A 24,466-nucleotide genomic window follows, 5' to 3' on the forward strand; every position below is an offset into this window, starting at 1 on the left:
TATTTTGCCAATTTTTCAGGCATTCGTCGTTTCTTTCCTTTCTCTCAATATCTTGATCCGTAGGTGGATGCTCCCTCTGCGTCTCCCCGGTGTTTCTGCTGTCTGTCGCTTTTCTGTTATATCAGACACTTTTCTCATTTTGTGGATTGTCCGAAAAATAACAGCGTTCTATACTAAAGCGTGTCTGAAAACAAATCATCGGCATCCCCTTTTTCAGGTTCTCTTTGGGATACAACAAAAGAATGGAGTTTTCTTATGAAGGTACTGATTTTATCCTGCAATACTGGCGGTGGCCACAATGCTGCGGCCTCTGCATTAAAAGAAAGTCTGAATTTTTATCACCACGAAGCCGAGGTTCTGGATCTGATGAGCCTCGGGCGAAAGCATACCTCCGCACTGGTCGGCGGAGCTTATGTGAAGCTCGTCTCCGTTTTTCCGGCCGGCTTCGGCGCACTCTATCAGCTTGGTGAGCTGGTACGGAAATTTCCCTGGAAATCCCCCGTTTACTATGCAAATGCGCGGCTTGGAAATGCGCTTGCAGATTATATTGATCAAAACCATTTTAATGCCGTTGTCACCACACATCTTTATCCGGCGGAAACACTGACCTGGATGAAACAGAAAGGACGGCTGACGATTCCCTGCGTTGCCGTTGCCACCGATTACGCGTGCATTCCGTTCTGGGAAGAGACGAACTGCGATTACTATGTGGTTCCGCACAAGGATCTGATCCCGGAGTTTGCATCCTGCGGTATCCCGGAAGAAAAACTGCTTCCTCTCGGTATTCCGGTGCGGCCCGCATTTGCGCGCCCTGCATCCAAAGAGGATGTGCGCCGCCATCTCGGTCTTCCCGAGAATCCTCCGCTGTTTCTCGTCATGAGCGGCAGTATGGGATTCGGCAAAGTGCATCTGCTCGCACATGAACTCGTTTCCCGGCTGGAAAACGGCGAACAGGCTGTGATCATCTGCGGAAATAATAAAAAACGGATGCGTTCGCTCCGGCTGCAGTTCCATAAGAACCCAAATGTACATATCATCGGTTTTACACGCCACGTTGCGGAATATATGGCCGCTGCCGATGTGCTGTTTACAAAGCCCGGGGGCTTAAGCAGTACCGAGGCCGCTGTGCGGCGCGTTCCGCTCGTCCACACTGATCCGATTCCGGGTTGCGAAACAAAAAACCGTGCTTTTTTTGTCTCACGCGGAATGTCCGTGACCGGCGCACATCAGAAAGAGCTGGCAGAGGCCGGTATTTCGCTTGCCTGCGATGATGCACGTCAGATTGCGATGCGCGATGCCCAGCGAAAAAACAGCCATCCGCAGGCGGGAACGTCAATTACACACCTTTTGGAAAAATTAGTTTCGGAGTAACTGCTTATGATGCTTACTGCTTATTTGTTTTATAGTTTCTTCGGGTACCTCTCGGGCAGCGTACTGTATTCGTACCTGATTCCAAAATACTTCTGCCACGTGGATGTCCGAACTGTGAATGAAGATCAGAATCCCGGTGCCTTCAACGCCTTTTCAGTGGCCGGACCGCGGATTGGACTGCTCTGCGTCCTGTGCGATATCGGGAAGGGATTTCTGCCGGTGTTTCTGGCGGCGCACAGTTCCGCTGTTTCGATGGGTTCCTGGATTTTCGCCCTGATTCTGCTCGCCCCGGTGGCCGGACACGCATGGCCGTTTCTGCAGCCTGCGAAAGGCGGAAAGGCGATCTCTGTCTCGTTCGGCGTGCTGCTCGGCCTCCTGCCGGATCTGCGGCCGGCGCTTCTTCTGGCGGCGTTTTATCTGACGTTTTCGTTGATTCTCATTATCCAGCCACACAGTCTGCGCTCGATCGTTTCGTTCTCCGGGTTTGCCGTTGCCGCACAAATTTCCCGCTTTCTTCCGTCCGTGCGGCTCGGCAGTCTGCTGGTATCACTCGTGGTGTGCTTCCGCCATCTTTTCAGCCTGCGGGAGCATGAGACCGAAAATGCTGCATTTACAATTCAGTCTTTGTCTGCTAAAATAAGGAAAAAGCAGAAAAAAGAATAATATTTACAGTTCATTTAAAACAGCGGCAAACAATTTACTTCAGGAGGATTGACACATGATTTCAGAAAAAATGGTAACTCTCGGCACAAAAAAATCGGTAATCCGCGAAATTTTCGAATACAGTAAAAAACGCGCTGCCGAGATCGGCTCAGAAAACGTCTTTGATTTCAGTATCGGAAACCCAAACGTGCCGGCTCCGGCCTCCGTTCATGAGACCATCAAGGAGCTGCTCGATTCCAAAGACGATTACTATCTCTTCGGCTACACCTCCGCGCAGGGCGATGCCGATACCCGCGCCGCCGTTGCAGCCGACCTGAACAAACGCTTTGGTACCACGTTCCACGCCGACAACTTCTATATGACCTGCGGTGCAGCCGCTTCGCTCCGCATCGTCCTTGGCGCTTTAACCGTTCCGGGCGACGAGTATATCGTATTTACCCCGTACTTTCCGGAATACCGTGTTTTCATCGAATCTGCAGGCGCAGCCATGATCGAAACGCCGACTGATTCTTCCACGTTCCAGATCGACTTTGACCGCCTCTCGGCCGCTGTCACAGCGCACACCAAAGGTGTTTTCGTCAATTCCCCGAACAATCCGTCCGGCGTTGTCTACACAGAAGAAAGCATTCAGAAGCTCGCTGCTTTTCTGGAAGCAAAATCTGCCGAATACGGCCATCCGATTTATCTGATCGTTGATGAACCGTACCGCGAGCTTGTCTACGGAGACGTGGAAGTTCCGTATCTGACAAAATATTACAAAAACACGCTGGTCTGCTACTCCTACAGCAAATCCCTCTCCCTGCCGGGCGAGCGTATCGGCTACGTTCTCGTTCCGGATGAGGTCGATGATGCAAGAACCATCTACGCAGCCGTCTGCGGTGCCGGACGCGCCCTCGGCTTCGTCTGCGCACCAAGCCTGATCCAACACGTCATCGCCAAATGCGCAGGACAGGTTTCGGATCTTTCGGTCTACAAGAAAAACCGCGATCTGCTGTATGATTCATTAACCGCCTACGGCTTCACCTGCGTTCACCCGGACGGCGCTTTCTATCTCTTCATGAAAACTCCGGAACCGGATGCGTATGCGTTCTGTGAGAAAGCGAAAAAGTACGAACTTCTTCTTGTACCCGGCGATGACTTCGGTGCACCGGGATTCGTGCGGATTGCTTACTGCGTTACTACTGCGCAGATTAAGCGGGCACTGCCGGCGTTTAAGGAACTGGCGGGAGAGTATTTTGGATAATTTTTCAACTGTCAACTTTTCTTAAATAGATGTTGGGGTCAAAAGGCTTTTTGACCCCTTTGACCCCGGTATCTTACATATAGTAAAAAACAGACACTGCTTCATCTTTGAAACGCAGCGTCCGTTTTTCTTTTATTCTCCTACATCCTGTTTTCCAATCACAACTTTACATCTTTTCTTCCACATCCCTGTTCTGACACACGCATACCGCTCGCTTTCGATGATCTGTTCCATCGCTGCCGCTCCTTTCTTTTGAGCTATCTCAATCGCATAAGGCGGGCAGGACTTGAACCTGCATTCTGTGCCTTATCCTCTACGAAAAATTTGCTGTACGTTCCACAAACATGAAACATTTTTCTGCACAGGTTTTGCCCGTTAAACTACCGCCTTATTTTCAGCCACATTTTTTGTGGATACTGATGTGTATCAAATGCTGTTCCACTCTGACTTGCTTTATATCATCGGTGGAGATGCTATTTTCCTGCCTCAGCCTTCTCTCTAAAGCTCAGGATTTCCTTCAGAGACCTTGGTTCATAATTCATCCATGGCTTCATACATCCCACATTGTATGCCTGCGGTCTGCACTCATAAATGTGTCTGCTGCATTCCTGCTTTCTGCACGTCTCTGTTCTTTTTGTGAATGTCCGTGCTTTGTTCTGTATATACTATATTACATATTTTCGATTTTTGCATTTAACTTCTGGTTTAATTTTTCATGTGATATGTTTTCTGGTTTTTCCCAGCTCCACACAGTACTGTCCAGACCTGATTTCCCTTTGGACAGTGCCTTTAGCTCTTCCACGCAGAATTCCGTCGCGCGTACGATGTACTCGTTGGCCATTTGTCTGGTAAGGATGGACAATTTCTCTTCTTTTCTCTGGACGAATTCCCCGCGGACTTCTTTTATAAGACCTTTCACATCGAATTCAGCAAGCTGTGCCAATGGCTCTTCTGTAAGATCCAGCTCCTGGATCATTTCCTGGAAAAGTCCATATTTTTTCGAAACATATTCATTTAATATCTCGTAGTCCCGATGCAGTTTTTCTACATTTCCAGGAACGCTCGAATTCCAGCCATGCTCCCCATACATAAATCTCCGATATAGCATATCCTGGATCAGATGAAGATAATAGCCGAGATATAAATCATCCTTCTCCATGTATTTCCCGTATCTGTCGCGGAAAAATTCGAGATCGTATGTGTATCTGGTATTTTCGCAGATTTTCTTCTTTAAATGGCTATTTCCCGCCACCGCCCCATCCGGCAGAATCACCCCAAGGAACAGGCGTTGATATCTCGAAACGAGACTTTCTTTCTCATCTCCTGTACAATTGCCAAGTGAATCATGCTTGATGCCATAGTGTCCTCTTTTCCTTTATTCTTCTACATTCTATTTTCCAATATCAGCTTTACATCTTTTGAAAGCTTTCTATCCATACTGCTAACTTTAACATTTTCATGCCGCATTTCCAGTTCTGACGCATGCGTACCGCTCGCTCTCAATCACTTTTTCCATCGATTTGACCGGTGTGCTGTCAATATTGTTCAGGAGATTCTGGAATGTCGTAACCGACTGGCCGCTGTATAGCTGGACACCTTTTCTCCGACTGTCGGCATGGAAAATATCGTTTCGGCTGTCTACATTCCAGAAAATAATATTCGGCAATTGGTAGCCGCAATACTCGTACTTTTCTTTCATATGATCATAAAACATCCAATTGCGGTCTCCGCATCTGTCGATCTCCATGTCAGATACAACGATCAGCGCTTTCGGCATTTCTTCCGGCGGTACATCGTGATCCATCGCTGTTTCCAGAACCCGCTCAAATGCAGCCTGAAGATTAGTATTCATCCCCCATTCCGTACGCTCGACGTATTTGATTTTCTGCAACAGGGTTTCCCCTCTCAGAGAAACAAATTCCGGCTTCTGGCTGAACGTCATGAAAAGATTGTGGTAAGCGCCCCGGTTCCGCTCTGCAAAGTAAATAGCAAGACCAATGGATGTCGCCAAGGGTCTTCCACTCATGGAACCGGAAACATCTGCAATGACAATTGCATTCGTTTCCTGCGCCACATAATCCGGCAGCTGCCTCCACTGCGCCTCCAATACCTGATTCCATTGACGTCCATACAGAACTTTTTCCACGAGATCGTACGGGTACAGCGTCTCCGCATGAATCTTTTCTTTTCCATCCAGTGCCTTCGCCAGATACTGGTTAAAACGCTTTTCATCATGTTTTCGAAATGCGTTCCTGTAAATCATCATGGCTCTTCCGGAGACCTCCGGGTAAACGATCTCCTCCCACTTTCCTTCTGACATTTTCACTTCCAGCACACCGATATATTTCCGCAGGGAACGGACGATTCTTTTGAAGTTGTAAACCGGATAGCCGAGTTTCTGCGCCGTCAGAATGCCGAGTTTTCTCGTCTCCGTATTTTTAGAGTCTGCCGTTTTGATCCATTTAGCAAGCAGGGAAACGCTTTTTCCCTCCTGGAAGTTTTTCAGATCTGCTTCCAGCTGCTGCTTCATGGCACTCCACATCTCGTCCTCAACGCCAGTCCGATCAGGCAGTACCAGTCGTCAAAACGGCCGAAAACACCAATCAGGTCAAGGTTGGCAATGACTGCCTGCGGATGGTACTCGGCAAGATACTGTAGTAGAATCCGAAAGACACGTCTCTCGCCGAGACCTTCCCGGATATCACGCGCATAAAACAGGATTTTCAACGCGAACAGCGGGTCTGCCTGATATGCTTCCGCAAACAGAAGCTCAATTCTTTCCGGATCCGCTCTGCGCAGGGATCCAATTGTCGCAAACAGATCCAGCCGCGCATCACCGGTTGTGTTCCGTGCTGCTGCTCCATTTTCTGTATAAGTTTTTGTCGCCTGCTCCCGTATCCATTCTGCAAAATCCATCGCTGCCGCTCCTTTCCTTCCACTGTTTTCTCCATACATCCTTTTCTGGATCTGTGGACTCCATTCTTTCTCGTTTGCTCTTCTGTTTTTTTCTGAGTGAGGGCCGGATTTGAACCGGCATCTTCGCCATTACCACTGGAAAAAAGTTTGCCGTTACGGTCACGCACATGACCGTTTTTTCGCGCTCTTTCTTTTAAGCTACCTCACTCGCGTAAGGCGGGCAGGACTTGAACCTGCATTCTGTGCCTCCCTATTCTCCTCAAAAAGTTGCTGTGTGTTCCACAAACATGAACCCTTTTTTTCTGCACAGGTTTTGCCCGTTAAACTACCGCCTTATTCTGTTATTTTAGTGTTTCTGTCTTCTGTCCCCAGCTCAGGATTTCCTTTCGGGATCTTGATTCATAATTCATCCATGGTTTCATGCATCTTTTCCAGATCATTTTCTGTAATAGCATTTTCCCCAGTGATTTTTTTCTTCCCGATTCGGATTTCAGGGTCTCTCACCGTAAAATTTCCAGTCGCAGATATCCCATGTCTCAGAAATTTTTCGAAATGCTTTTGATTTTCCCCACAGTGTTTTCGCCCGTCGAACCCTCTTATTTGCCGCGCGCTTTGCCCAACGGAAATTTTTGCATCGGCCTTTGCTGACGGGCGTTTTTTTACAGCTTCGGCTCATCAGCCTACTCCCCATCCAGAATTTTCTGATAGAGAAGTCTGCCTTCCTCCCCGGCAAGCCGTCCGCAGATTTCTGCCCGTTCGGCGATAACAGGGATCTGGATATGTGCTTTGGCATCTGCCAGCTGTAGCAGCATCAGGTTTTGAAACATCGCAAAGCTGGCCATTTTCGTATGGCGTCTGACGTGCTTTAATTTCACACTGACGTGGTCATCATGATACTTCACATAATACAGGAGCTCCTGTACATCGAAACACGGAATCACATACCCCTGCCGGTCCAGCTCCGGGACCACGACGTCGCGCACGATTTCCATGCTTTTTTCGGGATGACCGTAGTAATGCATGTCCGGATCACCCTCGCGTTTTCCCCTGCACTGCGCTTCCGGCTTTCCGATATCGTGCAGCAGCGCCGCCAGATAGACCATGTCATTTTCCATCCTCCGCGGAAGATTGCAGACCACATGGAGGGAATGCATCCATAAGTCATACTGATGTGCACTGTTCTTCTGATCATAGCCAAACATGGTTCGTACGGCCGGAATCAGCGCTGCGATTTCTTCTCGTCTCACATCCATCTCTTCCGCAGTTTCTGCTGTTTTCAACACATTCAACAGCTCGCTTAACTTCATGTGTTCACTCCCCCTTTCTGGTCTTTTTGTGAATATCTGTGTTTTGTTATATATAGACGTTGGGGGCAAAAGGTTTTTTGACCCCTTTGATACCAGATTGCTACGTGCTTTGCACTCCCGCAATCTTCATGTATATACTGTATCACATGCTTTCGTTTTCTGCACTTAACCGCTGGTTTAATTTTTTTTGCTGATTTTTTATGCTGTTCACCCGGCACAAAATCCGATCTGCCGGCTCTGCGGTTTCTTTTTCAGGCCGATCATCTCGAAATCGTCCGCCGTCAGAAGACAGGCCTCCTCTTTTTCCAGCGTACCATTCTGATGTTCCCGAATGAGGCGGTCTGCCTGGCGCATGATAGCGTGGTCCAGCAGGTTTCTGACAAACCGTCCATTGCCGTAATTTTCTTCCCGACAGGCATCGGCGCAGATGGAAAAGCATTTTTCCCTTGTTCTTTCGTCCATCCGGTATTCCGATTTTTCCAGCATCAGATCCAGAATCTGCGTCAGTTCTACCGGTGAGTAATCCGGGAAATTCAGGTGAAAGGCAATGCGGCTTGCAAGACCTTCATTCTGCTCCAGAAACTCCTTCATCTTCTCCGGATATCCTGCAAAAATGACAATGACCTCATCCCGGTAATTCTCCATCTCCTGCACAATGGTATTGATCGCCTCGGCGCCATACGTGCGGTTGTCTTCTACAAGAGAATACGCCTCATCGATAAACAGAATGCCGCCACGCGCCGCCTGAAATTTACTCTCAACAATCTGTGCCGTCCAGCCGACATATTTTCCGACCAGATCCTGTCTGCCGCACTCTACAATGTGGCCATATTTCAGCACTTCCTCTTCCTTCAAGACCTGGGATAGCAGACGCGCCACGGTTGTCTTTGCTGTCCCTGGATTTCCGGAAAACAGCATATGCATGGATGACTGAACTCCCGAAAGACCCATCTGTTTCCGCATTTTCTGCATCTTGGCCGCCGCCAGAATCTCGTCTGTCACTTTCTTTACCTCCGACAGGCCTACCATTTTCTGCAGCTCCAGGTAAGGCTTATCTGTCTTCTTTTTCAGCTCAATTTTGATCAGGTCTTTTTCCTTATAGGCCTTGTAGATATGGGTTTTCAATCCGCGGCCATACCAGCGGTTGTAAGCGTTATAAATATCCGAAACCGAATACAGCTTCTTCTCTTTCGGGAGATACTGCGTCAGCTCGTCTATCGTGTAATCGTGATACTCCGTTTTCTCCGCCAGACGTTTCAGATAAGCAGACGCCCGCTTCAGATCTCCCTGGCCTTCCTGAATTTGAATCAGATCCGCATTGGAAAGAATTTCCGCTATCGTATCATCCGATACACTGCGGTTTCCGGAAATATCTACAAAGATAAATAAGGTAGAATTTCCATACTCATTCAGCTTATTCCCAAGTGCTTTCGCCAGATCATAATTGCCGGTGGCATACATTCCGGTACTCTTTTCACCTTCCAGACTTAAGATCACCGTACCACCTTTGGCACCGGAGAAAATATTTTCAAAATTTCCTTCCTGTTCTGCTTTATGTGTCATCTTCTGTACATCATAAGCCCTGCCACTCAGCAGTCTCTGATTCTCCAGAAGGGCTGGAATCAGAATATCAATCATATCATCCGCAGCCGCTTTGTCCCCGGCTGTGATCAGATAATGCACGGGATGCCCAACAAAACGTTTTTCATTTTCCAGAGCATAAATCCGCTCCATCTCTTCATAGAAACTCTCCGATGCCATAATTTCCTGCATCTGTTCTGACTGCTTTTGTCTGTTCATATCTTGGGACGTGTAAATCCGTTCACTTACCTGATACGCAACAGGTTCATAATAGCTGTGCTCCGGTTCCGTAGCAAGCTTTAAGTCCTCTTTCATTGACCGGATATAGCACTCCGTCCAGTTATTCCGTTCTGTCCGGACCATTTCTTTGTAAAACTCATCACTTGTGATTTCCTCACATGCAAGCAGCTCCATTTCCGGCAGTATCTTCCGAATATAATCCACACATTCCCGAGGATCCACTTCCATTTCAAGTTCAGCTACAATCGTCATCTTATCCTTCCGAATATCACTGATCATAATGAAAAACTTCTTTTCTGTACGGTAGGCTGTGTAAAATTTACTGTTCCATTCCGCAATGTCACTTCGCCGGGGATAGAGGCCCTCATATCCTTCCTTCGTTGTACCTTCCTGGTCCAGATTCAGTTTTGAACAGTCTGCCGTGTATTTGTAAAGAATCATTCGATGATACCTCCCTGGTCCTGTCCGGTTTTTTTGTATTCCTTGAGTATCTTATCTGCAAGTATTTTCTTACTGTTTCGTTTCCTGTTTTTCAGTCTCTGTCTTTTCCGTGTTCGGCTTTTCCAGCAGAAAATAATGCAATACCAGTGCACCGTCATATAATAATGCCGTTCCAATATAACCATCACGTGACAGAACATGCCCCCAGTCATGCCCTGTTCCGATCGCCATTACCAAAAATGAGTTCTTTTTCCCGCTGATCAAGCATTGTTCCTCCGCATCTGCCTGATACCACATACACGGAGTGCCATACTGCATGTCTATTTTTAAAACTGCTTTTCTTGCTGCTTCCACCGTTGAAAACGGCAGTTCCAGCAGCCGGACATCCATGGTATCTTCTGGTAATTGTTCTTTGTAAATCAGCATTTGCTTTCCTCCATCCCTACGAACTCCTATTGTTCCGATTCACTGTTTTTTGAAACCGGAACCTTTTATTATCTTTTTCTATCTGTCATCTTACCACCAGCCGTATTCCGTATGTGGACAGGTTCTTGTCTATACGAAAACCAGACAATTTTCTGGTTTTTCTATTTCTCCATAACAGGTACTCACTTCTTTTTTCTTCTGCATTTCTGTACAGTATTTCGATACCGGAATAACAGCTACAATCACAACACGTTCTTTTTTCTCACATTTTTTCAGCAGACCAATCATATACCGCAGCTCTTCTTTTCTGTCGGTAAAGTTTTTCCTGCTCGTCATCATCGACACTTCATCAATCACAAAAACAGAAATTGCTCCATTCTCTGCTTTCTGCGCTATGATTTCTGCCATTCTCTCCACCATTATCGCTGGTGTATCATCAATTTCTATCTTGGAAAGCTCCTCCTGCCCGTACATGCTCTGCAGAATCTTCCACATCTCCTTCTTTTCATGCTACAGTGAAAAAAGAGAACTCCATCCTCGCTGGTTTTTCGCTCTTTCCAGCCATATGCAAACGCTTTTTTCGTTTTTCCGCTCGCCTCAGATCCCGCCAGGAAAATCATCCTTCTTTTCCTCCATCCTTTTTCTCTTATCTATGCTTCCGGATATAGTTCTCACTGAACTGCTTTTCCCGTTCAATCCATTCCTGCGTTCTCTTCTCGAGCACAAATGGAAGTTCTCTCCAGATTATCCTGAGCTGTTCTTCTGTGATTTCCGGTACTTTCTTTAAAATTGCATCCCGCAGATACACACCGCCTCCGCTGCAGGAATCCGGGAAACAGTTTTCTTCGCTGATAGCATCCAGAATTTCTTTATAATGCTTTCGATACATCTGATATGCCTCGTAATGCGCAATGCGGTTTGCATGGTCTTCCATTCTGGATTCCTCTTCCTGTTTCAGAATTGTTTTCCTGTTGATTCCGCCGCTGTTCACGTTGGCATAATACATCGCGTATTCTTTGGCTTCTTCCAGACTCTGGAATGTGCGGAGAAATCTGCCGAAACTGTGAATATCACCATCCGAAAACGTGATCCAGTCATAATATGCCAGCTCTGGTGGGAAATGATTTTCTTTTCCGTAAAGCTCTGCACATTCCTGTCTGCTGACGGAATGATAGTCCCACGGACCGATGATATCATCGTAATCCTCACAGAAAAGAATATACGCTTCTATCTCTGCATCACTGTCAAACAGCATAGGACTGCTTTCCTCGTACTGATACAGAATTGAGTATTTTACACCCTTGATTTTTTCGTCATCCCTTCTCATCAGCAGTGCGTAAACACCCATCTCGGGATTGTCCGGAATATTGTTCATATGCATCGGTTTCCAGTCAAATTCGTTCTCCGTCAGCTTGTCTTTTTCCCATGTTTTCTGATGCTCCGCCATTTCCTGTTCTATTTTTTCCATGTAAAGAACGCTTCCAATATAATCATACCGTTCCAGATGATCCACACCAATTGCCAATCCTGCCAGCTTGGGTCCATACAAATACCAGAACTTTTCATTTGTCTGTTTCTCCTCTGCAGCCGCTTTGCTGTAAGCATCCAGAATATCTTCCCGGATCAGTGCATTTTCTTTCTCCAGATATTTCCATCCGTGATCTTCTGCTTTGTATTTGTAATGCCAGCCAATTCTTTCATCGGTCGTCTCAAAGATCGGAAAAAGCTCGTCGCATTTGTAAAATGGTGTCTCTTCAAAACCGAAAAAGTATACTTTGCCGTCTTCGCTGACCAGCCATACACAGCCCGGGCCTCCCATTCCAGAAGGATGTTCCTTCTGTGCAAACACAACTGTTTTCCAGAAATCTTCTGTTAAATCCGGTAAATCAAAAGTATGATCTCTATCCATATGTCTAGCCTTCTTTCCTTTTTGTTGAATGAAAAATATTTGACTACTCTGTTCCCAGCTCGTCCCAGTTCACTCGGCCCCAGCGAACTGGAACATTCACAGCTCTCATTTAAAATTTTGCTTCGCAAAGGGAGGGTTGCTCACATTTGAATCACATTCTTACGCATCGAAACAGTAAGTGTTTCACTGCTGTGTGAACAGTGACCTGAGATCTTCTCTCAGCTGATTAGAAAGCACAATTACCATCTGCTTTCTGCGAATAGTTTCATACTGAACATCCATCCACGTTTTTTCAGCATGCGGACACTCTTCCATTCCGATGCCGTACACATACATATCATCGTATTTCTCCGGTATCTCACTCCGATATTCATAGTATTCAGATGACCAGTCATTTCGATTTACGATAGAAAAATGTCTGCCGATCTGCAGATACGGTTTTAAGTCACGGAACAAAAGCTTCTGTTCCACACTCCGTTTGATATCCCGCGGTTCTTCCGAAATCATAAGTTCCATCGCAGGTTTCATTGTATCATCTTTGCTGCACCAGCATTCTCCTTCCGGTTCCGGCAAAGCCATATAGACATCTCTGGAAAATTCCACATCCACCATTCCGACTCCATAGATGTAAAAGCCAGCATATTTCTGTTCCGGAATGTCTGACATCATCAGATAATCGTGGTAATAACCATCCTCAAAACAGATGGATAAGCGGACATTGCGTGCAACATATTTTCTCAGTTCTTCAAATTTAATTGCCATCAGAAAACTCTTCCTTTGTCAGTACCAGTTTTACTACTTCGTGTGCGAAAAAATTATCTTCTTTTTCGAAAATGTTACCCAGCACAACCATGATCGGGCCGTCCTCTACTTCTCTGAATCCCAGCTTCCGCAGCAGGCTGATCGTTGGTTCATTTTCTGTCTGGGTCGTCACATACAGCTTATCGACGAAAAGATTCTTTCCGTTTGCAGAAACCCCATCACCAAAGAGCTGATTAATCAGCTCTCGGCTGGCTTCTTCACAGTAGCCGTTTCTTCGGTATTCTCTGGCGATATAAAATTCAATTTCGTATTCGTCTTCCATTTCTCTATGTACGCCTACGTAGCCGATAAACTTGTCTTTCTGCTGTTTGGGAAAAATGGAATAGGTGCAAAGCTCATGATCGGTTCTCTCAAAGTAGTTGGCAAACCCCATCACATGTTTTTCGGATGGGCTGACTCCGCAGAATATGTAGAAGTCGCCATCATCCCGCAGCATTTGTAAAAATGCCTCGGAGTCTCTGTCCGTCCGGCTTGGGAGAAGGAATAATCTTTCAGTTTCGATTGCAGATCCTGTGTTCATTTGTGATCTCGTCTCCATTCTTTTGTACGTTGACTGTGAGTTTTCATGTTTCAGGAGTGAGGGCTGGAATCGAACCAGCGACAATAGATCTTTTGCTGTACCGACCACACCCATGATCGGCTTGGTTTCTCTGCTCTACCATGGCTGAGCTACCTCACTCATATTTCTCTTTTAACTTTTGTATTCCTTATGTGATTCCACTCTGTCAGGAACCAGCCTGCTCCGCCGGAATATCTCCGCCGGTTCTTCTGCGATCTCACTCCAGCCGGCTTTCAACAGGAATTCTTTTGTTACGTCTGCTTCCTGAATTGCGAAAAGTTCGTTCAACGTCATATCGAGTTGTTCCTCCTGATCTGTTCGGTATTCGAATGCATTCGCCGGTGTTCTGATGTACTCCTATTATTCCACTTTTTCCCGGCGGTTGCATTGAACTTGTGGTTTACTTTCCGGGTATGCCTTATCTTATCATGGAACCGTTCCTGCATGTGGACACTCTTTTGGCCTTTTATACACTCAGTCCCACCATAATGTAATCCTCCCTGTTCTGCTGATTGTCTCGATCTGCTGATTTTCTTTTCCGTTTACAATTTCTGCACAAAGCTCCACCGTTTCTTCTGTAATCTCGGCCGCCTCCTTTTTCGAAATCCGACGATCACTTTGAAAGGTCAACGTATCATGTGAAAGTTCCACCAGCTTTAATCCATATTTTTCTTCCCATCTTTTTGCCACCCGTCCCATGGTTTCGCTGTCCGGGCAAGAATTGAAATCGCCCCAATACCTGCCCAGACATTCAAAGATCTCATAGGCATGCTCCACATCAAAGTTCACCCGTATACCTTCCGGTTCTTTTTCCTTCTCCCGGAAAATCCATTCATCTCCGCTGCATACCCTTTGCAGATGCTTTTCCTTCCAGACACACAACTCCATAGAATCCATCTCACAGATAATCGTCGTCATATCTTTCGCCTCCACCATATTTTTATTTGCATGTCCTTTTCTTATGCTTTTCGGCTCTGCATGCTCTTATTTCCTTCTTTTCCACCTTCCCACCGCTGTTCGCATTCTGGCGCACAGCCTCTTTCAGGATTGCCGCTTTAAAGGCTTTCGGTGTGCTTCCCATCCATTTGCTCATCTCTAATACGCAGTTATATTTTTTGTAATCCACTTTTTTAGCCATTTTTCTTTCTCCATTCTTTGTACTCATTTATTTCGCTGCATTTCCAAAACAGCTCTCAAATCACGCATCCGGAAACAGATCGTATTTTTCATTTTCGACGAAACCATTTTCTCTGAGTTCTTTGATAAACCGAATGGCTGTTTCAGCTCCCCATTTTCCCTGCAGAAGCATCATAAGCGGAATGTGAATATCCCGGAACTGTCCAAGCGGCCATTCGAACATATGCCGTTCTAATACATTCATCCCACTAAGCTGCAGCATTTCTTCTTCAAAACGCTCTTCATACGCAAAATCAAAATACTCCGTATCTACCCAGAAACGGCCGCCGTTGCCAAGCTCTCTGTTTACTTCATTGGCAAACAAAATGCAGTTCTCCATATTCCACTCATTGATCATGATGGGATGAATGAACCACAGCAGGCGGATCTGATCATTTTTCAGCACCTCCATCGTGCCTTGGATTTCCAGCGGCGGAACCAGATTATTTTCATTCTCTAACAAGTAAAACATGTGCCATGCTTCCGGGTACATCTGACGCACTTTTGATGTGTTGTCCTTTTTTATTACACGAATGCCAAATAGCTCCCTCTCGCGTTTTACAATTCTTCCTACGACTTCCATGCTCTCTTTTTTCATATGTTCTTCCTCCTGTATTGATACTACATGTAGGTTCAGATACTGCACAGACTGAAGTTCTGTGCAGTATCGTATCATGACTCACTGTCCTTCTGGTGTCAGATTTTTGTCCGAACTGCCGCACTCTGAAATTTATGGCTCTTACATTGCCAGATATTGCTCTGCCATGCAGCACAGACTTTCCTCGTCAATGACCTCCAGGAAGGCATCTTCATCCCCGTATAACGCCTTGCCAATATGTTTGATCGCCTGAATTCCAACCATAAGCTCCTCTTCCTCCGGGTATTGACAATAGTTTAACAATCTCCGTATTGTCTTGAGGCTCACTGATTCATCCTCTTCAATATATTCTGATAATTCTATATCCCGCAGGATGCTGGAGGCTACAAAATTATATCTTCTTGCCGTTGTCATGAATCTTTCTGTATTGAACCAGAAACTGATACCATCCTTATTATCCCGCAGGACATTCGAGAATTTCTTCAGCAGATGGGCTTTCTGAATGGTTGTGACTTTGATCCGCTCCCGTTTTTCCTTGACTGGGTTACGATAAGCATCTTCCTTAGTAAATTGAATTTGATTTCCCATTTTGTCCCTCCAATTTTTTCTTCTGATCTGGTCTTTGTTTGTGAGAGATATCCCGACCCGAATCGACAATATCTCTCCGCCCTGTTTCACAGCCTTATCCTTCGAGATAAGGCTTTAACTCACGCTCTGCAAACGCTTCGATCTTCTCATCCAGCTCTGACAGCTTTTCCATAAATCGAACCATCAGCTTTTGAAATGCCTGCTCCGACTTTATTTCCACAATGCCTTTCTCATTGCGCTTTGCTTCCTCTTCGGAAAAGATTTCCGTCGTGTCTTCAAACACATACGGTTCAACGTCATGATCCATGAAGTTCAGCATTGCCTCATATACTGCTATCGGCAATGCGATTTTCTTCACTTCAATCATATTGCGAATGTCGTAATATACGTTTTCATCCTCAATATCCATGTCGCTGACAAATTTTCTGAGTCTTTCATAGCACTCCATAATCTGCTGTTTCTGAAAATCAGTTGTTGTATTCATGATCTTTCTCTCCTCTTCATTAGTTTTAATTGGTTCACTTGTTCCTTTCCGCAGTCCACCCTTCGGTAATTCCAAATACGCCTCCAGCCCATCCAGCAAACCTGGAATTCTCGGGTCTGGACCATTCGAGTTTTCTCTCTCCCAGCCTTTTACCGTTTCTGGTGATATTCCAAGTGCCTCGCCTATCATCACATGAAGCCAGGACTTGCTTCGTACTGCCTGCCCTTTGAATTCGCCTGTTTTCTTAATCAGATTGAGTACGGTTCTGTATTTTGCACTATCAAATTTCATCATTTTGATTTCTCCTTTTCTTTAATTCGTGATTTCATCATACAATATTTGCTCCTTACAAAAAGGGTAGGAACAGTGTGAGCAAAAAGGTAAGCGGTTTTTCTGACATTTTCATTCTCCTCCTTTCTTTTTGCCCCATAAAAAGTGTGACCGCTGCATCAGCAAACATCTTGCTACACAACGGTCACACTTTTCCGGGGGTGTTATCTTTATAGTCTACAGCTTCATCAGATTTACTTTTTCTGATCTTTCTCTGTACTAAGATATCCCTTTACGATCGCATGGTCCGGAAATCCAGGTTCCACGGATACTCTTCGGCTGTGTTCTTTATCATAGGTTTGAAAATCTTTCCCCCACGGATACGCAATCCGATCGCGCCTTACAAATTCTCTGTCATAATCTCCAAGCTCAACTACAATATCGCGTGTAATCAAATGATCTTCTGCAAATTCATATGCATATCCTCTTTCTGCGTGTTCCTCAAAGATGCTTTGACCGCATGGCGTGTGTCTCTCGAATCCACCCTTGGACAGAATATGGTCAACCACATATAGATTCCAGCTTGTCTCCGTCGTCGCCCGCCGGAGGTTATTGCAGTCTGCAATCATAAGCACTGGATTTTTCTTTTCCTTTGCCTTATTCACAACAATTTCCAGTTCTTCGGCACGCTGGCTGTAATCCACCATTCGAATCCGAAATCCGGCAACGGTAAGAAGCTGTCCGTTCTGGTCTTCCAGATCCACCAGCAAGAAGTTCGGATGATTGTTTTTCATCGTCGTAACCACCGAATCATCCACTGCAAGAAAAGTGTATACGTCCTTCTTCCAAAGAATTCCAACTTCATTTGTTCCATCATTCTGCGTGACTGCATGCTGATATCCGGCTCGCTCCATCTCAGCCCAGAAATAACCAATCGTGCTGTGCTGAAACAGTTCTGTTAACACAATAATGTCTGCATTCTGGTCGATCAGTTCATCGATCACAAACTGTGGAATCCCCTTTCCCATACCACTGCGCTGATTGATGTTCCATCCAATTACTTTGCTCTTCATTTGCTTTTCCTCCATTTGGTTAAAATAATTTTACATAATCCAAAAATACCATCGTCTCCACAGCCGGCGTTCCGGCTGCGAACCGAGCATGCTCTATCCCCTCGGTAAGCAGCAGCCGCTCCCAAAGTTTTGGATAACTCTGGAAATCAAATCTGCAATCATCCAGAATCACATATTCTTTGATCTCTGGATGTTCTTCCAGGTATGCTGCAATTCCGGCACCTCTTTTGTACATCCTGTCCTGCGTGTGTCCCGATATAATCAGGCCATATCGGGCGAGCTGGAAACCAGATATCTGTAATCTTCACCTGTGGGTTCTAGTTCCTTCCAGTCAGATGACAGAACGATATCCGCTCCGCCAAACTTGCTGATTGTCTTTGCCAGAACCTCCACGCGCGCATCGTCAATTCCCTGATATCCTTTTGGGGTTTGCTGGACGGTGGTCCTGGTATTCAGGACGCCATCGACATCCAGAAATACTACAAAGTTTTTATGTTTTTTGCCCATTTGTGTTCCCCTTTCCCTGCCCTTGCAAAAAAGCAGCCGAATAGATCAAATATATCCGACTGCTTCTGACAAAATTCCGGGGGTGTTATTTTTATTGTCTTGTATTGTTCTTGTCTTCTTTTTCACACTAGACAGACAGTACACTGGCTGTATTCTGTTGTCTTTGCTTCTATTCTATTTTTCTACTGTCCACAATCATTTTCATGCACCTCTCTTTCCTGTAAGATTTTCAAAATAATACTCCATTGTGCGCTGCGTTAAATAGAAATGGTTGAATTCAGATATTCCTAGACGCGCACGATCAGAATGCATACAAGTTTAAATTCGACAAGTTCTTATTTTGCTGAAAAATATTCGACAAATTTTGATTGTCGTCTTGTAATATTACTTTTCCGGGGGTATTATTTTTATAGATGTTCCTGTAATAAAAAGACTTTGCAACTTTCAAAACTAAAACTGAGCAATGGCATATCCCTCTTATCACTAAAAATGCCTTGCTCACAATGCTAATTGTGTCAGAAATCTGATTAGCCATCTTAACTTGGCAGAATGGAGATCAACATGGAGATTAACATGAATATTGAATTTACAGTAAAAGATTATTTTGAGGAATTACAATTAATGGATAAACAATATGCCCAAGAGGAAGCTTATATCCTTGGGTATATATGTTATTACAAATGATTGAATGCTCCAAAAAAGAAGAAGACTATAAGCTTTCCTTAAAATTAATTGCAAGCGCACGCAAGGCAAACTCTATTCCTGGAAGACAGCTCTTAGGCGGTTACAAAAAAGAATCCGACATTGATTTACCTTTTCCAGATATAGCAATTTTAGATAAGCGCTTTGATTCAACTAATGGTTCTGAGGATAATCAACTTGAATTTCTTTATGGATGCGTCGAATGTAAAAAAAAGGATGAAACATTGCCTAATCTTAAATCCGGAACATATAATATCACTAACAACATTTTAAAAATCATCCCAATCAAGCCAACCACTCATTATTATTTCCAGAAAGTTTTAAAAAATATTTGCTCAGACGCAAAGGTCAAGATTAAGGATGAAGAAAAACTTTTGAACGATATTTCTCCTAATACTACAGTCGAACTAATGGATCCCAAAAACGCACTCCCCTCGCTGGTCGACACGAAACAATGGTCCCCTATTTTTACACACAATGCAAAAAATATCAAAATAAATATGGAAGAATATTTAAAAGAAAATTCTACCATTTTTGTTCAAAAAAAAGTTAATCGTTTTTTCATCAAAGAAGCTAAAACTAATTCGGATTATTCTCCTTTTGATGCAGATCTCTCCGAATTATTAGGTGAACTTTTATGGTACGGTAGAGTTCTTTATACAAACGGACTAATATGGACATGTTTTAAAATAACAAAATTGAACTATTCTTCAGACGATGAATCGAACAATCTAAATCTTATTGAGTTAAGGAAAAAACTATTGCATGACAAAAGTTTTGTTTTTGAAAATTTAGCTTTTGAAATTGATGTCGCTGAAATTGCTGATTTCACTGACAAATACCCTAACTCCGAAGTTGCATCCACCGAATGGAATAAATTAATTGATGCACTTGCCAAGATTGACTGGCGTCAAGATCCAACCGTCACTATTAATTGAAATTACAAAATTCTCAATTGTGGGAGATAATATATGACAAATACCAAGCAAATAATCATAACCCTCAACGCCAAGGCTCTTTTTGATTATTTTCCCAAAAAGCCCACTGAAAACAATCAATGTTTCAAACTGGATTTTTCCGACCCCGTTCACAACTACGTGGTCACACAGGAAATCACGCGAGAGGATTGTCCTCTTTTTCATCAAATTTATGAAGTTCTGAAGAAAAGACAGGGCTCTTCCTTTCAGGTCACGGAGAAAACTTTATATGATAAATTCCTTATCGTTGATTTTCAGGATATCTTTCTTTCCTTTGACAAATCTTCCGATCCCAAATGGAAACTGAAAGATCAGGAATTTCTTCAGAAAGATGCGCGGGATCTGATCGAGCATGGGTTTGATCTTTATTTTCCAGATTCTGACAAAACTGTCCATATGTCTGCATTTGATAAGAGTGGAAACATGACCCGGCACAGCAGGATTTCGTTCATTGATGAAACTCTTTACGATGAATTAAATCTCCGTCTCAATTTAGGAATTGATTTTTTCGGAAATAAAATCAAAATAGCAGAAAGTAAATATTATGCCTACCGGGGATTGTATCTGTCTTCTTCCAAAAGAATTGATTCTGAAGAATTACGTCTTACTCCTGAGACATTTGTAGTTGTGCAGGACGAACGGATAGCCTCCGGTAAACGTGAAAACAAACCAGCGACTGGATATAATTATCAGCGGAATGTCCCCTTATTAACAGCAGAAAAAACAACGGATTCAGATGAAACAATAGATTACCAATTTTTAAAACCGAAAACGGAAGAGTTTTTCTATGTAGATACTCCTTTCGATGGTTCTGGCTTTATCACTCCAACCTATTCATGTTATGTCAATACTTCTCTTGGAACATCCGACGCAACCTCTTTTCAAATAAGGCTCCCCTTTATAAAAGGAATGCTTCATGAGGTTGATGTTCACGCATTTTTAAGGGAACATAACAGCGATAACGATTCACACACAAACTTGTATACTGATGCCTTTGGATTTAAACGTGACCTGTATAAAGCCCATGTTTTTGTTACCAAAAGTATGTTTAAGGCATATAGCTGGTTAAAGCAGTATTGTGAAGCTGCAAAAAAAGAGGGTAAAACCATTGATCCGATGGAATTTTATTGCAATGCATTAAAAAAATACGACCATGCATTATATATTTCGGGTACTAATTTACCTTATGGACAGTCAAAATATACGCATTTAAGCTATCAGATGATTAATACCCTTGATTTTTCTGAAACACAATTTGAGCATATTTTAAACAGCCATTGCTCCTTTATTAAAAATCCCATTAATTATTTAAAAAGTTGTGATGGTCTGCTGGATACTGAAAACATGGTCAGTGACGATGAGGCAAACGACACGGATGAATTAGAAAATATTTTTGCTGACACTGAATCGCCGGTATGGAAAAAGGCTCTCTTTAAGAATCCTGCTCTTGCAAATGATATCTATATAAAATCGCAATTGCAGAACATTCAAAAAGGGCTTTTAACAAAACTGGTGAGCGGAAAACTGCTTGTAGAAGGCCAAACACGGTATTTGTGCCGGGATCTGCTGCCATTGCTTGTAAGCCTGCTGGAAAAAGAGACCGATATGGGCGGCTTTTTCACATACTATTTATTTGATCGGTTCTATCTTCCTATGACCTCAAATCAACAGTTAGACAAAAAATGGGATTATCTTTCCTATTATGCCTTTTTCAGAAGCCCACATCTTTCAAGAAATGAACAGTTTATTATGCGGCGTTTTACAAATACCGATGAAGTGCATTACACAAAAATAGGACATGTAAATTATAATTCCTTTAAAAAGCATCTTAAAGTTTATCAAAAATATTTCGGTAAATTAACTGGTATTGTTATGGTTCCACGAGGTTCCGTTGCTCCTTTATGTTTAGGCGGCGCTGATTTTGACGGCGATTTGGTTAACGTTATATTTGATCAGGATGTTGTAAACGCAGTTGCATCTGGATGCTACGATACAGAAACGTATCCATACCGTATTCTTCCCATTATCACAATTCCTGCTTTGGATTCTCCTGCTGTTGAATTAAAGGCACATGTTCCATTCGAACATATCAAAAATACCTTTTCCAACCGGATCGGACTGATTTCCAATGCATCCATTTCCATTGGGCAGACCGAGTATGGCAAACCGTTAAATTCATCATCAAATTCCACGAACCAGGTACTTGTGACAAAGCCAAATGCTTCATCAGCTCCTGTTCCTCCTTCGTGTGAACATTGTACCTTATTGACCGGTTTGGAAATTGATGCAGCCAAAAATGGAAAGCACCCTAATTTAGATCCCATTCTAAAGGAGCAAACGCATCAGAATTCCTATCTGACGTTTTTGAAAAAATGGAAACAGTTGCGCTCAGAAGAAAATTATTATTTCAGCAATTTGACTGTCAAAAACAGTAAATCTTCCAACGAAGAGAAGTTCACGATTTCCGCAAAGGATTGTCGGACAAACGCAACTTTTTCTGTTCCAGATTATGGAACCTGTATTAACAAATTGCCTGGCCGTTTTAGAGATGAATTGGAAAAATACAAAGCGAAAGAAAAAGTCCGCGATAATACCTTAAAGTTGTTCCTTGCGCCGAAAAAAACATCTGCTAAAAATAGTGCAGCGATCAAAATTTTTGAAACGCAATGCCGTGAGATTTTATCCACGCATTTCTTTTACATCCATTCTCTTCTTCCTATTATAAGAGAAGAAAAAAAAGAGGTTTTCTATGCACCGGAAAATCTTCTGAGAAATTTGTTTCAAATTTATGATGAAGAAACTGCGATTCAGCTTCAAAGAATTACGGTTCCAGCCTTAAAAAGTAAAATACAAGAGCATATTACGGAAAGCAATTCCATTCAGGACATGCGCACACGTCTTCTTCATGAGCAATGGCTTCTTCAGCCTTCTGATCATCGTGGAAAGGCATTGGAGTACATCATTGGAAATGGATTCAAAGAAGCTTCCCTTGATGAAACGGAGCGAGAACTGCTGTTCCATTTTTATCAGCAGGGATACAAAACGTTATGGTTAATTCTTTCCTGTATAAAGGTGCCAACACAGGATGCCCCTTTTGATGTTCTAAAAGAAAAAGCGATAAAGCAAATGGAAAAGTCAGAAGAGAAAAGAAAGGCAAAAAAGGCTCCTAAGGAAGAACTTCCGCCCATTTCTTCCTATGTGGCTTCAAATTCGGACTTCATCAGACACCTGGACAACGCTGCCCGTAATTTTTACGTAAATAATGATGCAAATGCACAACGCAAGATCTACCGTATTTGTCTCCGCGAACTGGAAGAACTGATTGACCATTCATCTGTCGATATGGGACAGCTTATTACCACATTGCATAAGCTCACAAGAACAAGCTCTGAAAACCGGAATTTCTTCTGGGATGCATTTGTGTGGGAAGATATCGATTCTCATTTGAAAGGAAGTGATACTACATGTTGAATGAAAAAGCGGAATTCGAAGCATATATAACAAATCCCGAATCAAGCTCGCCAAGAATTCAGCCTAAATTACTTACTGGAAATTTCAGTACGGACTGCGGTTTATATGGAATTGAACAGATTCTGGTTGTACTTGCAAGAGGATATATTTTTGACACTTACCGTGAAGATGAAATTTATTCAGATGGATTTGTTCGCCCTGAACTTTTGAATGATACAAAACTCTTTTTACAACGCTGGCTTGGCTTCCATTTTGAGCATGCGAATTCTCCGGAACGTAATCCCGCTCCCAGTTACCGCCGACAAGCTTCGAATGGGACAGACTATTTTCGTGAGGCAGACGGATGGTTTAAAAAATATTGGATGGCACATTGTGAGAAAAACGAGAAGGAAAAAGAAACTCTTTGGAAGAACCTGGAGACCAAATGGACCGAAACTTTGTCCGTCAACGATTATCGGGAAAATCAAATAACATTGAATTCCGTAATTGCCCAGGCACTCAATCGTGGGTCATTAAAAGAACAGTATTTGGTCTTTCGGAAAGATCCTTCCGGCGCTCCTGTGAAAAATAAAAAAGAACGTTTTTCTTATTTATACAGTCTGAAGGCTGGCAATGATGGTAAAATACACACGCTGTACGAAAAAACACGTGAACGCTTACTCAAAAATATAGCCGCGTATCTCTTAAGTCAAAAATACCATCCCAAAGGTCAAACATTTGTACTGCTCTATAGAGGTCAGCTCCTCAACTGGTATGGTATTGATGATGCGAAAGGGGCGCGAAGCATCTGGTATTTCCCACGCTGCGTATGGGGGCTGGAAACGAAGGAACAAATTATGGAAGCTTACAGCCGAGAAAGTCAATGGAACTTTATCAAATTTTCTGTCAACCAGGCATTTCTCTCCTATTTTGACTTTCACCTGATTGATCCATCACAGGCTTGTGATGTTGATACGTCTAAATACTGGATTCTCCAGGATATGGGGCATGGGAGCAAGAGTTTGAGATGCTTGAATGAATAATTGGGGAGGTGGCGTTAAACCGCCACCTCAGTCAACAACTACCAATGTTCCCTCTTAACCGATGTTTTCAAACGTTTGTTTTTGATTTTAAAACGTTTTTATGCATCAATAGTGCATTTG

The 24,466-nt window shown here is 43.6% G+C and carries 25 protein-coding genes and 3 tRNA genes; 6 read left to right on the top strand and 22 right to left on the bottom strand.

From position 1 onward, the window contains the following. Nucleotides 1–255: 255 nt before the first annotated feature. From DWZ60_RS03735 to DWZ60_RS03745, 3 genes are read left to right on the top strand one after another with little or no spacing between them, the layout of a single operon-like run. Entirely contained in the window at nucleotides 256–1,371 is a 1,116-nt protein-coding gene (locus DWZ60_RS03735) for an MGDG synthase family glycosyltransferase (RefSeq protein WP_119221251.1), read from the top strand. 9 nt (nucleotides 1,372–1,380) lie between these two features. Next, nucleotides 1,381–2,034 (top strand): glycerol-3-phosphate acyltransferase, encoded by a 654-nt coding sequence (locus tag DWZ60_RS03740; RefSeq protein ID WP_055228116.1) that lies wholly within the window; start codon nucleotides 1,381–1,383, stop codon nucleotides 2,032–2,034. A gap of 55 nt (nucleotides 2,035–2,089) precedes the next feature. Then, on the top strand, nucleotides 2,090–3,277 hold the full coding sequence (locus DWZ60_RS03745; protein WP_119221252.1) for a pyridoxal phosphate-dependent aminotransferase: 1,188 nt from the start codon (nucleotides 2,090–2,092) through the stop codon (nucleotides 3,275–3,277). A gap of 271 nt (nucleotides 3,278–3,548) precedes the next feature. Here the strand turns inward: DWZ60_RS03745 and DWZ60_RS17205 are convergent. The 22 genes from DWZ60_RS17205 to DWZ60_RS17825 all read right to left on the bottom strand — a co-directional run bounded on the left by DWZ60_RS17205 (nucleotide 3,549) and on the right by DWZ60_RS17825 (nucleotide 18,174). Then, nucleotides 3,549–3,667: transfer RNA gene (locus DWZ60_RS17205), tRNA-Phe, on the bottom strand. Nucleotides 3,668–3,947: 280 nt separating this feature from the next. Beyond that, nucleotides 3,948–4,529, bottom strand: a complete 582-nt coding sequence (locus DWZ60_RS03750) for a hypothetical protein (RefSeq protein WP_147397716.1) — start codon at nucleotides 4,527–4,529, stop codon at nucleotides 3,948–3,950. Nucleotides 4,530–4,733: 204 nt separating this feature from the next. Further along, the gene (locus tag DWZ60_RS03755; RefSeq protein ID WP_243038194.1) at nucleotides 4,734–5,807 is read right to left on the bottom strand and encodes a DUF2828 family protein; all 1,074 of its coding nucleotides are present in this window, start codon (nucleotides 5,805–5,807) and stop codon (nucleotides 4,734–4,736) included. Then, nucleotides 5,804–6,193, bottom strand: coding sequence for a DUF2828 family protein (locus DWZ60_RS17815; protein WP_243038195.1), 390 nt, complete (start codon nucleotides 6,191–6,193; stop codon nucleotides 5,804–5,806). The genes DWZ60_RS03755 and DWZ60_RS17815 overlap by 4 nt, the downstream gene beginning before the upstream one ends. Nucleotides 6,194–6,405: 212 nt before the next feature. Continuing rightward, a tRNA-Phe gene (locus DWZ60_RS17210) sits at nucleotides 6,406–6,528 on the bottom strand. A gap of 345 nt (nucleotides 6,529–6,873) precedes the next feature. After that, nucleotides 6,874–7,500, bottom strand: coding sequence for an HD domain-containing protein (locus DWZ60_RS03760; protein WP_119221254.1), 627 nt, complete (start codon nucleotides 7,498–7,500; stop codon nucleotides 6,874–6,876). A gap of 207 nt (nucleotides 7,501–7,707) precedes the next feature. Then, entirely contained in the window at nucleotides 7,708–9,762 is a 2,055-nt protein-coding gene (locus DWZ60_RS03765; RefSeq protein WP_119221255.1) for an AAA family ATPase, read from the bottom strand. 69 nt (nucleotides 9,763–9,831) lie between these two features. Then, complete coding sequence (locus DWZ60_RS03770; RefSeq protein WP_055220036.1) at nucleotides 9,832–10,188, bottom strand: DUF7352 domain-containing protein; 357 nt, start codon at nucleotides 10,186–10,188, stop codon at nucleotides 9,832–9,834. A gap of 129 nt (nucleotides 10,189–10,317) precedes the next feature. Beyond that, complete coding sequence (locus DWZ60_RS03775) at nucleotides 10,318–10,683, bottom strand: DnaB-like helicase C-terminal domain-containing protein (RefSeq protein ID WP_118666536.1); 366 nt, start codon at nucleotides 10,681–10,683, stop codon at nucleotides 10,318–10,320. A gap of 151 nt (nucleotides 10,684–10,834) precedes the next feature. Then, nucleotides 10,835–12,097 (bottom strand): hypothetical protein, encoded by a 1,263-nt coding sequence (locus DWZ60_RS03780; RefSeq protein WP_118666535.1) that lies wholly within the window; start codon nucleotides 12,095–12,097, stop codon nucleotides 10,835–10,837. 183 nt (nucleotides 12,098–12,280) lie between these two features. Further along, a complete protein-coding gene (locus DWZ60_RS03785) occupies nucleotides 12,281–12,859 on the bottom strand; it encodes a hypothetical protein (RefSeq protein ID WP_118666534.1) in 579 nt (192 codons plus the stop codon). Continuing rightward, nucleotides 12,849–13,439: a GNAT family N-acetyltransferase gene (locus DWZ60_RS03790; RefSeq protein WP_158576296.1), complete on the bottom strand. Its 591-nt coding sequence runs from the start codon at nucleotides 13,437–13,439 to the stop codon at nucleotides 12,849–12,851. The genes DWZ60_RS03785 and DWZ60_RS03790 overlap by 11 nt, the downstream gene beginning before the upstream one ends. A 54-nt stretch (nucleotides 13,440–13,493) precedes the next feature. Beyond that, nucleotides 13,494–13,598: transfer RNA gene (locus DWZ60_RS17215), tRNA-OTHER, on the bottom strand. Between the two features lie 12 nt (nucleotides 13,599–13,610). Continuing rightward, entirely contained in the window at nucleotides 13,611–13,772 is a 162-nt protein-coding gene (locus DWZ60_RS17220; protein WP_156327583.1) for a hypothetical protein, read from the bottom strand. A gap of 180 nt (nucleotides 13,773–13,952) precedes the next feature. After that, nucleotides 13,953–14,396: a DUF4253 domain-containing protein gene (locus DWZ60_RS03795; protein WP_158576298.1), complete on the bottom strand. Its 444-nt coding sequence runs from the start codon at nucleotides 14,394–14,396 to the stop codon at nucleotides 13,953–13,955. A 22-nt stretch (nucleotides 14,397–14,418) separates the two neighbouring features. Then, nucleotides 14,419–14,616, bottom strand: a complete 198-nt coding sequence (locus tag DWZ60_RS03800) for a hypothetical protein (protein ID WP_055228065.1) — start codon at nucleotides 14,614–14,616, stop codon at nucleotides 14,419–14,421. Nucleotides 14,617–14,676: 60 nt separating this feature from the next. Beyond that, entirely contained in the window at nucleotides 14,677–15,252 is a 576-nt protein-coding gene (locus DWZ60_RS03805; RefSeq protein ID WP_055228066.1) for a hypothetical protein, read from the bottom strand. Between the two features lie 141 nt (nucleotides 15,253–15,393). Further along, nucleotides 15,394–15,840, bottom strand: a complete 447-nt coding sequence (locus tag DWZ60_RS03810) for a hypothetical protein (protein ID WP_119221256.1) — start codon at nucleotides 15,838–15,840, stop codon at nucleotides 15,394–15,396. Between the two features lie 94 nt (nucleotides 15,841–15,934). Further along, nucleotides 15,935–16,618, bottom strand: a complete 684-nt coding sequence (locus DWZ60_RS03815) for a hypothetical protein (protein WP_119221257.1) — start codon at nucleotides 16,616–16,618, stop codon at nucleotides 15,935–15,937. A gap of 230 nt (nucleotides 16,619–16,848) precedes the next feature. Continuing rightward, a complete protein-coding gene (locus tag DWZ60_RS03820; protein WP_119221258.1) occupies nucleotides 16,849–17,667 on the bottom strand; it encodes an endonuclease/exonuclease/phosphatase family protein in 819 nt (272 codons plus the stop codon). Between the two features lie 19 nt (nucleotides 17,668–17,686). Then, nucleotides 17,687–17,902, bottom strand: a complete 216-nt coding sequence (locus tag DWZ60_RS17820; protein ID WP_243038196.1) for a hypothetical protein — start codon at nucleotides 17,900–17,902, stop codon at nucleotides 17,687–17,689. 26 nt (nucleotides 17,903–17,928) lie between these two features. Beyond that, on the bottom strand, nucleotides 17,929–18,174 hold the full coding sequence (locus DWZ60_RS17825) for an HAD domain-containing protein (RefSeq protein WP_243038197.1): 246 nt from the start codon (nucleotides 18,172–18,174) through the stop codon (nucleotides 17,929–17,931). 668 nt (nucleotides 18,175–18,842) lie between these two features. Between DWZ60_RS17825 and DWZ60_RS03830 the strand changes: the two genes are divergently transcribed. From DWZ60_RS03830 to DWZ60_RS03840, 3 genes are read left to right on the top strand one after another with little or no spacing between them, the layout of a single operon-like run. Then, complete coding sequence (locus tag DWZ60_RS03830) at nucleotides 18,843–19,814, top strand: hypothetical protein (protein ID WP_147397717.1); 972 nt, start codon at nucleotides 18,843–18,845, stop codon at nucleotides 19,812–19,814. A 33-nt stretch (nucleotides 19,815–19,847) separates the two neighbouring features. Continuing rightward, nucleotides 19,848–23,324, top strand: coding sequence for an RNA dependent RNA polymerase (locus tag DWZ60_RS03835; RefSeq protein WP_119221260.1), 3,477 nt, complete (start codon nucleotides 19,848–19,850; stop codon nucleotides 23,322–23,324). Beyond that, a complete protein-coding gene (locus DWZ60_RS03840; RefSeq protein WP_119221261.1) occupies nucleotides 23,318–24,346 on the top strand; it encodes a hypothetical protein in 1,029 nt (342 codons plus the stop codon). Before DWZ60_RS03835 ends, DWZ60_RS03840 begins: the two co-directional genes overlap by 7 nt. Nucleotides 24,347–24,466 lie beyond the last annotated feature (120 nt).

Origin of the sequence: Blautia sp. AF34-10 (assembly GCF_003477865.1) — a bacterium.
In the GTDB taxonomy this organism is placed as follows: domain Bacteria; phylum Bacillota; class Clostridia; order Lachnospirales; family Lachnospiraceae; genus Fusicatenibacter; species Fusicatenibacter saccharivorans.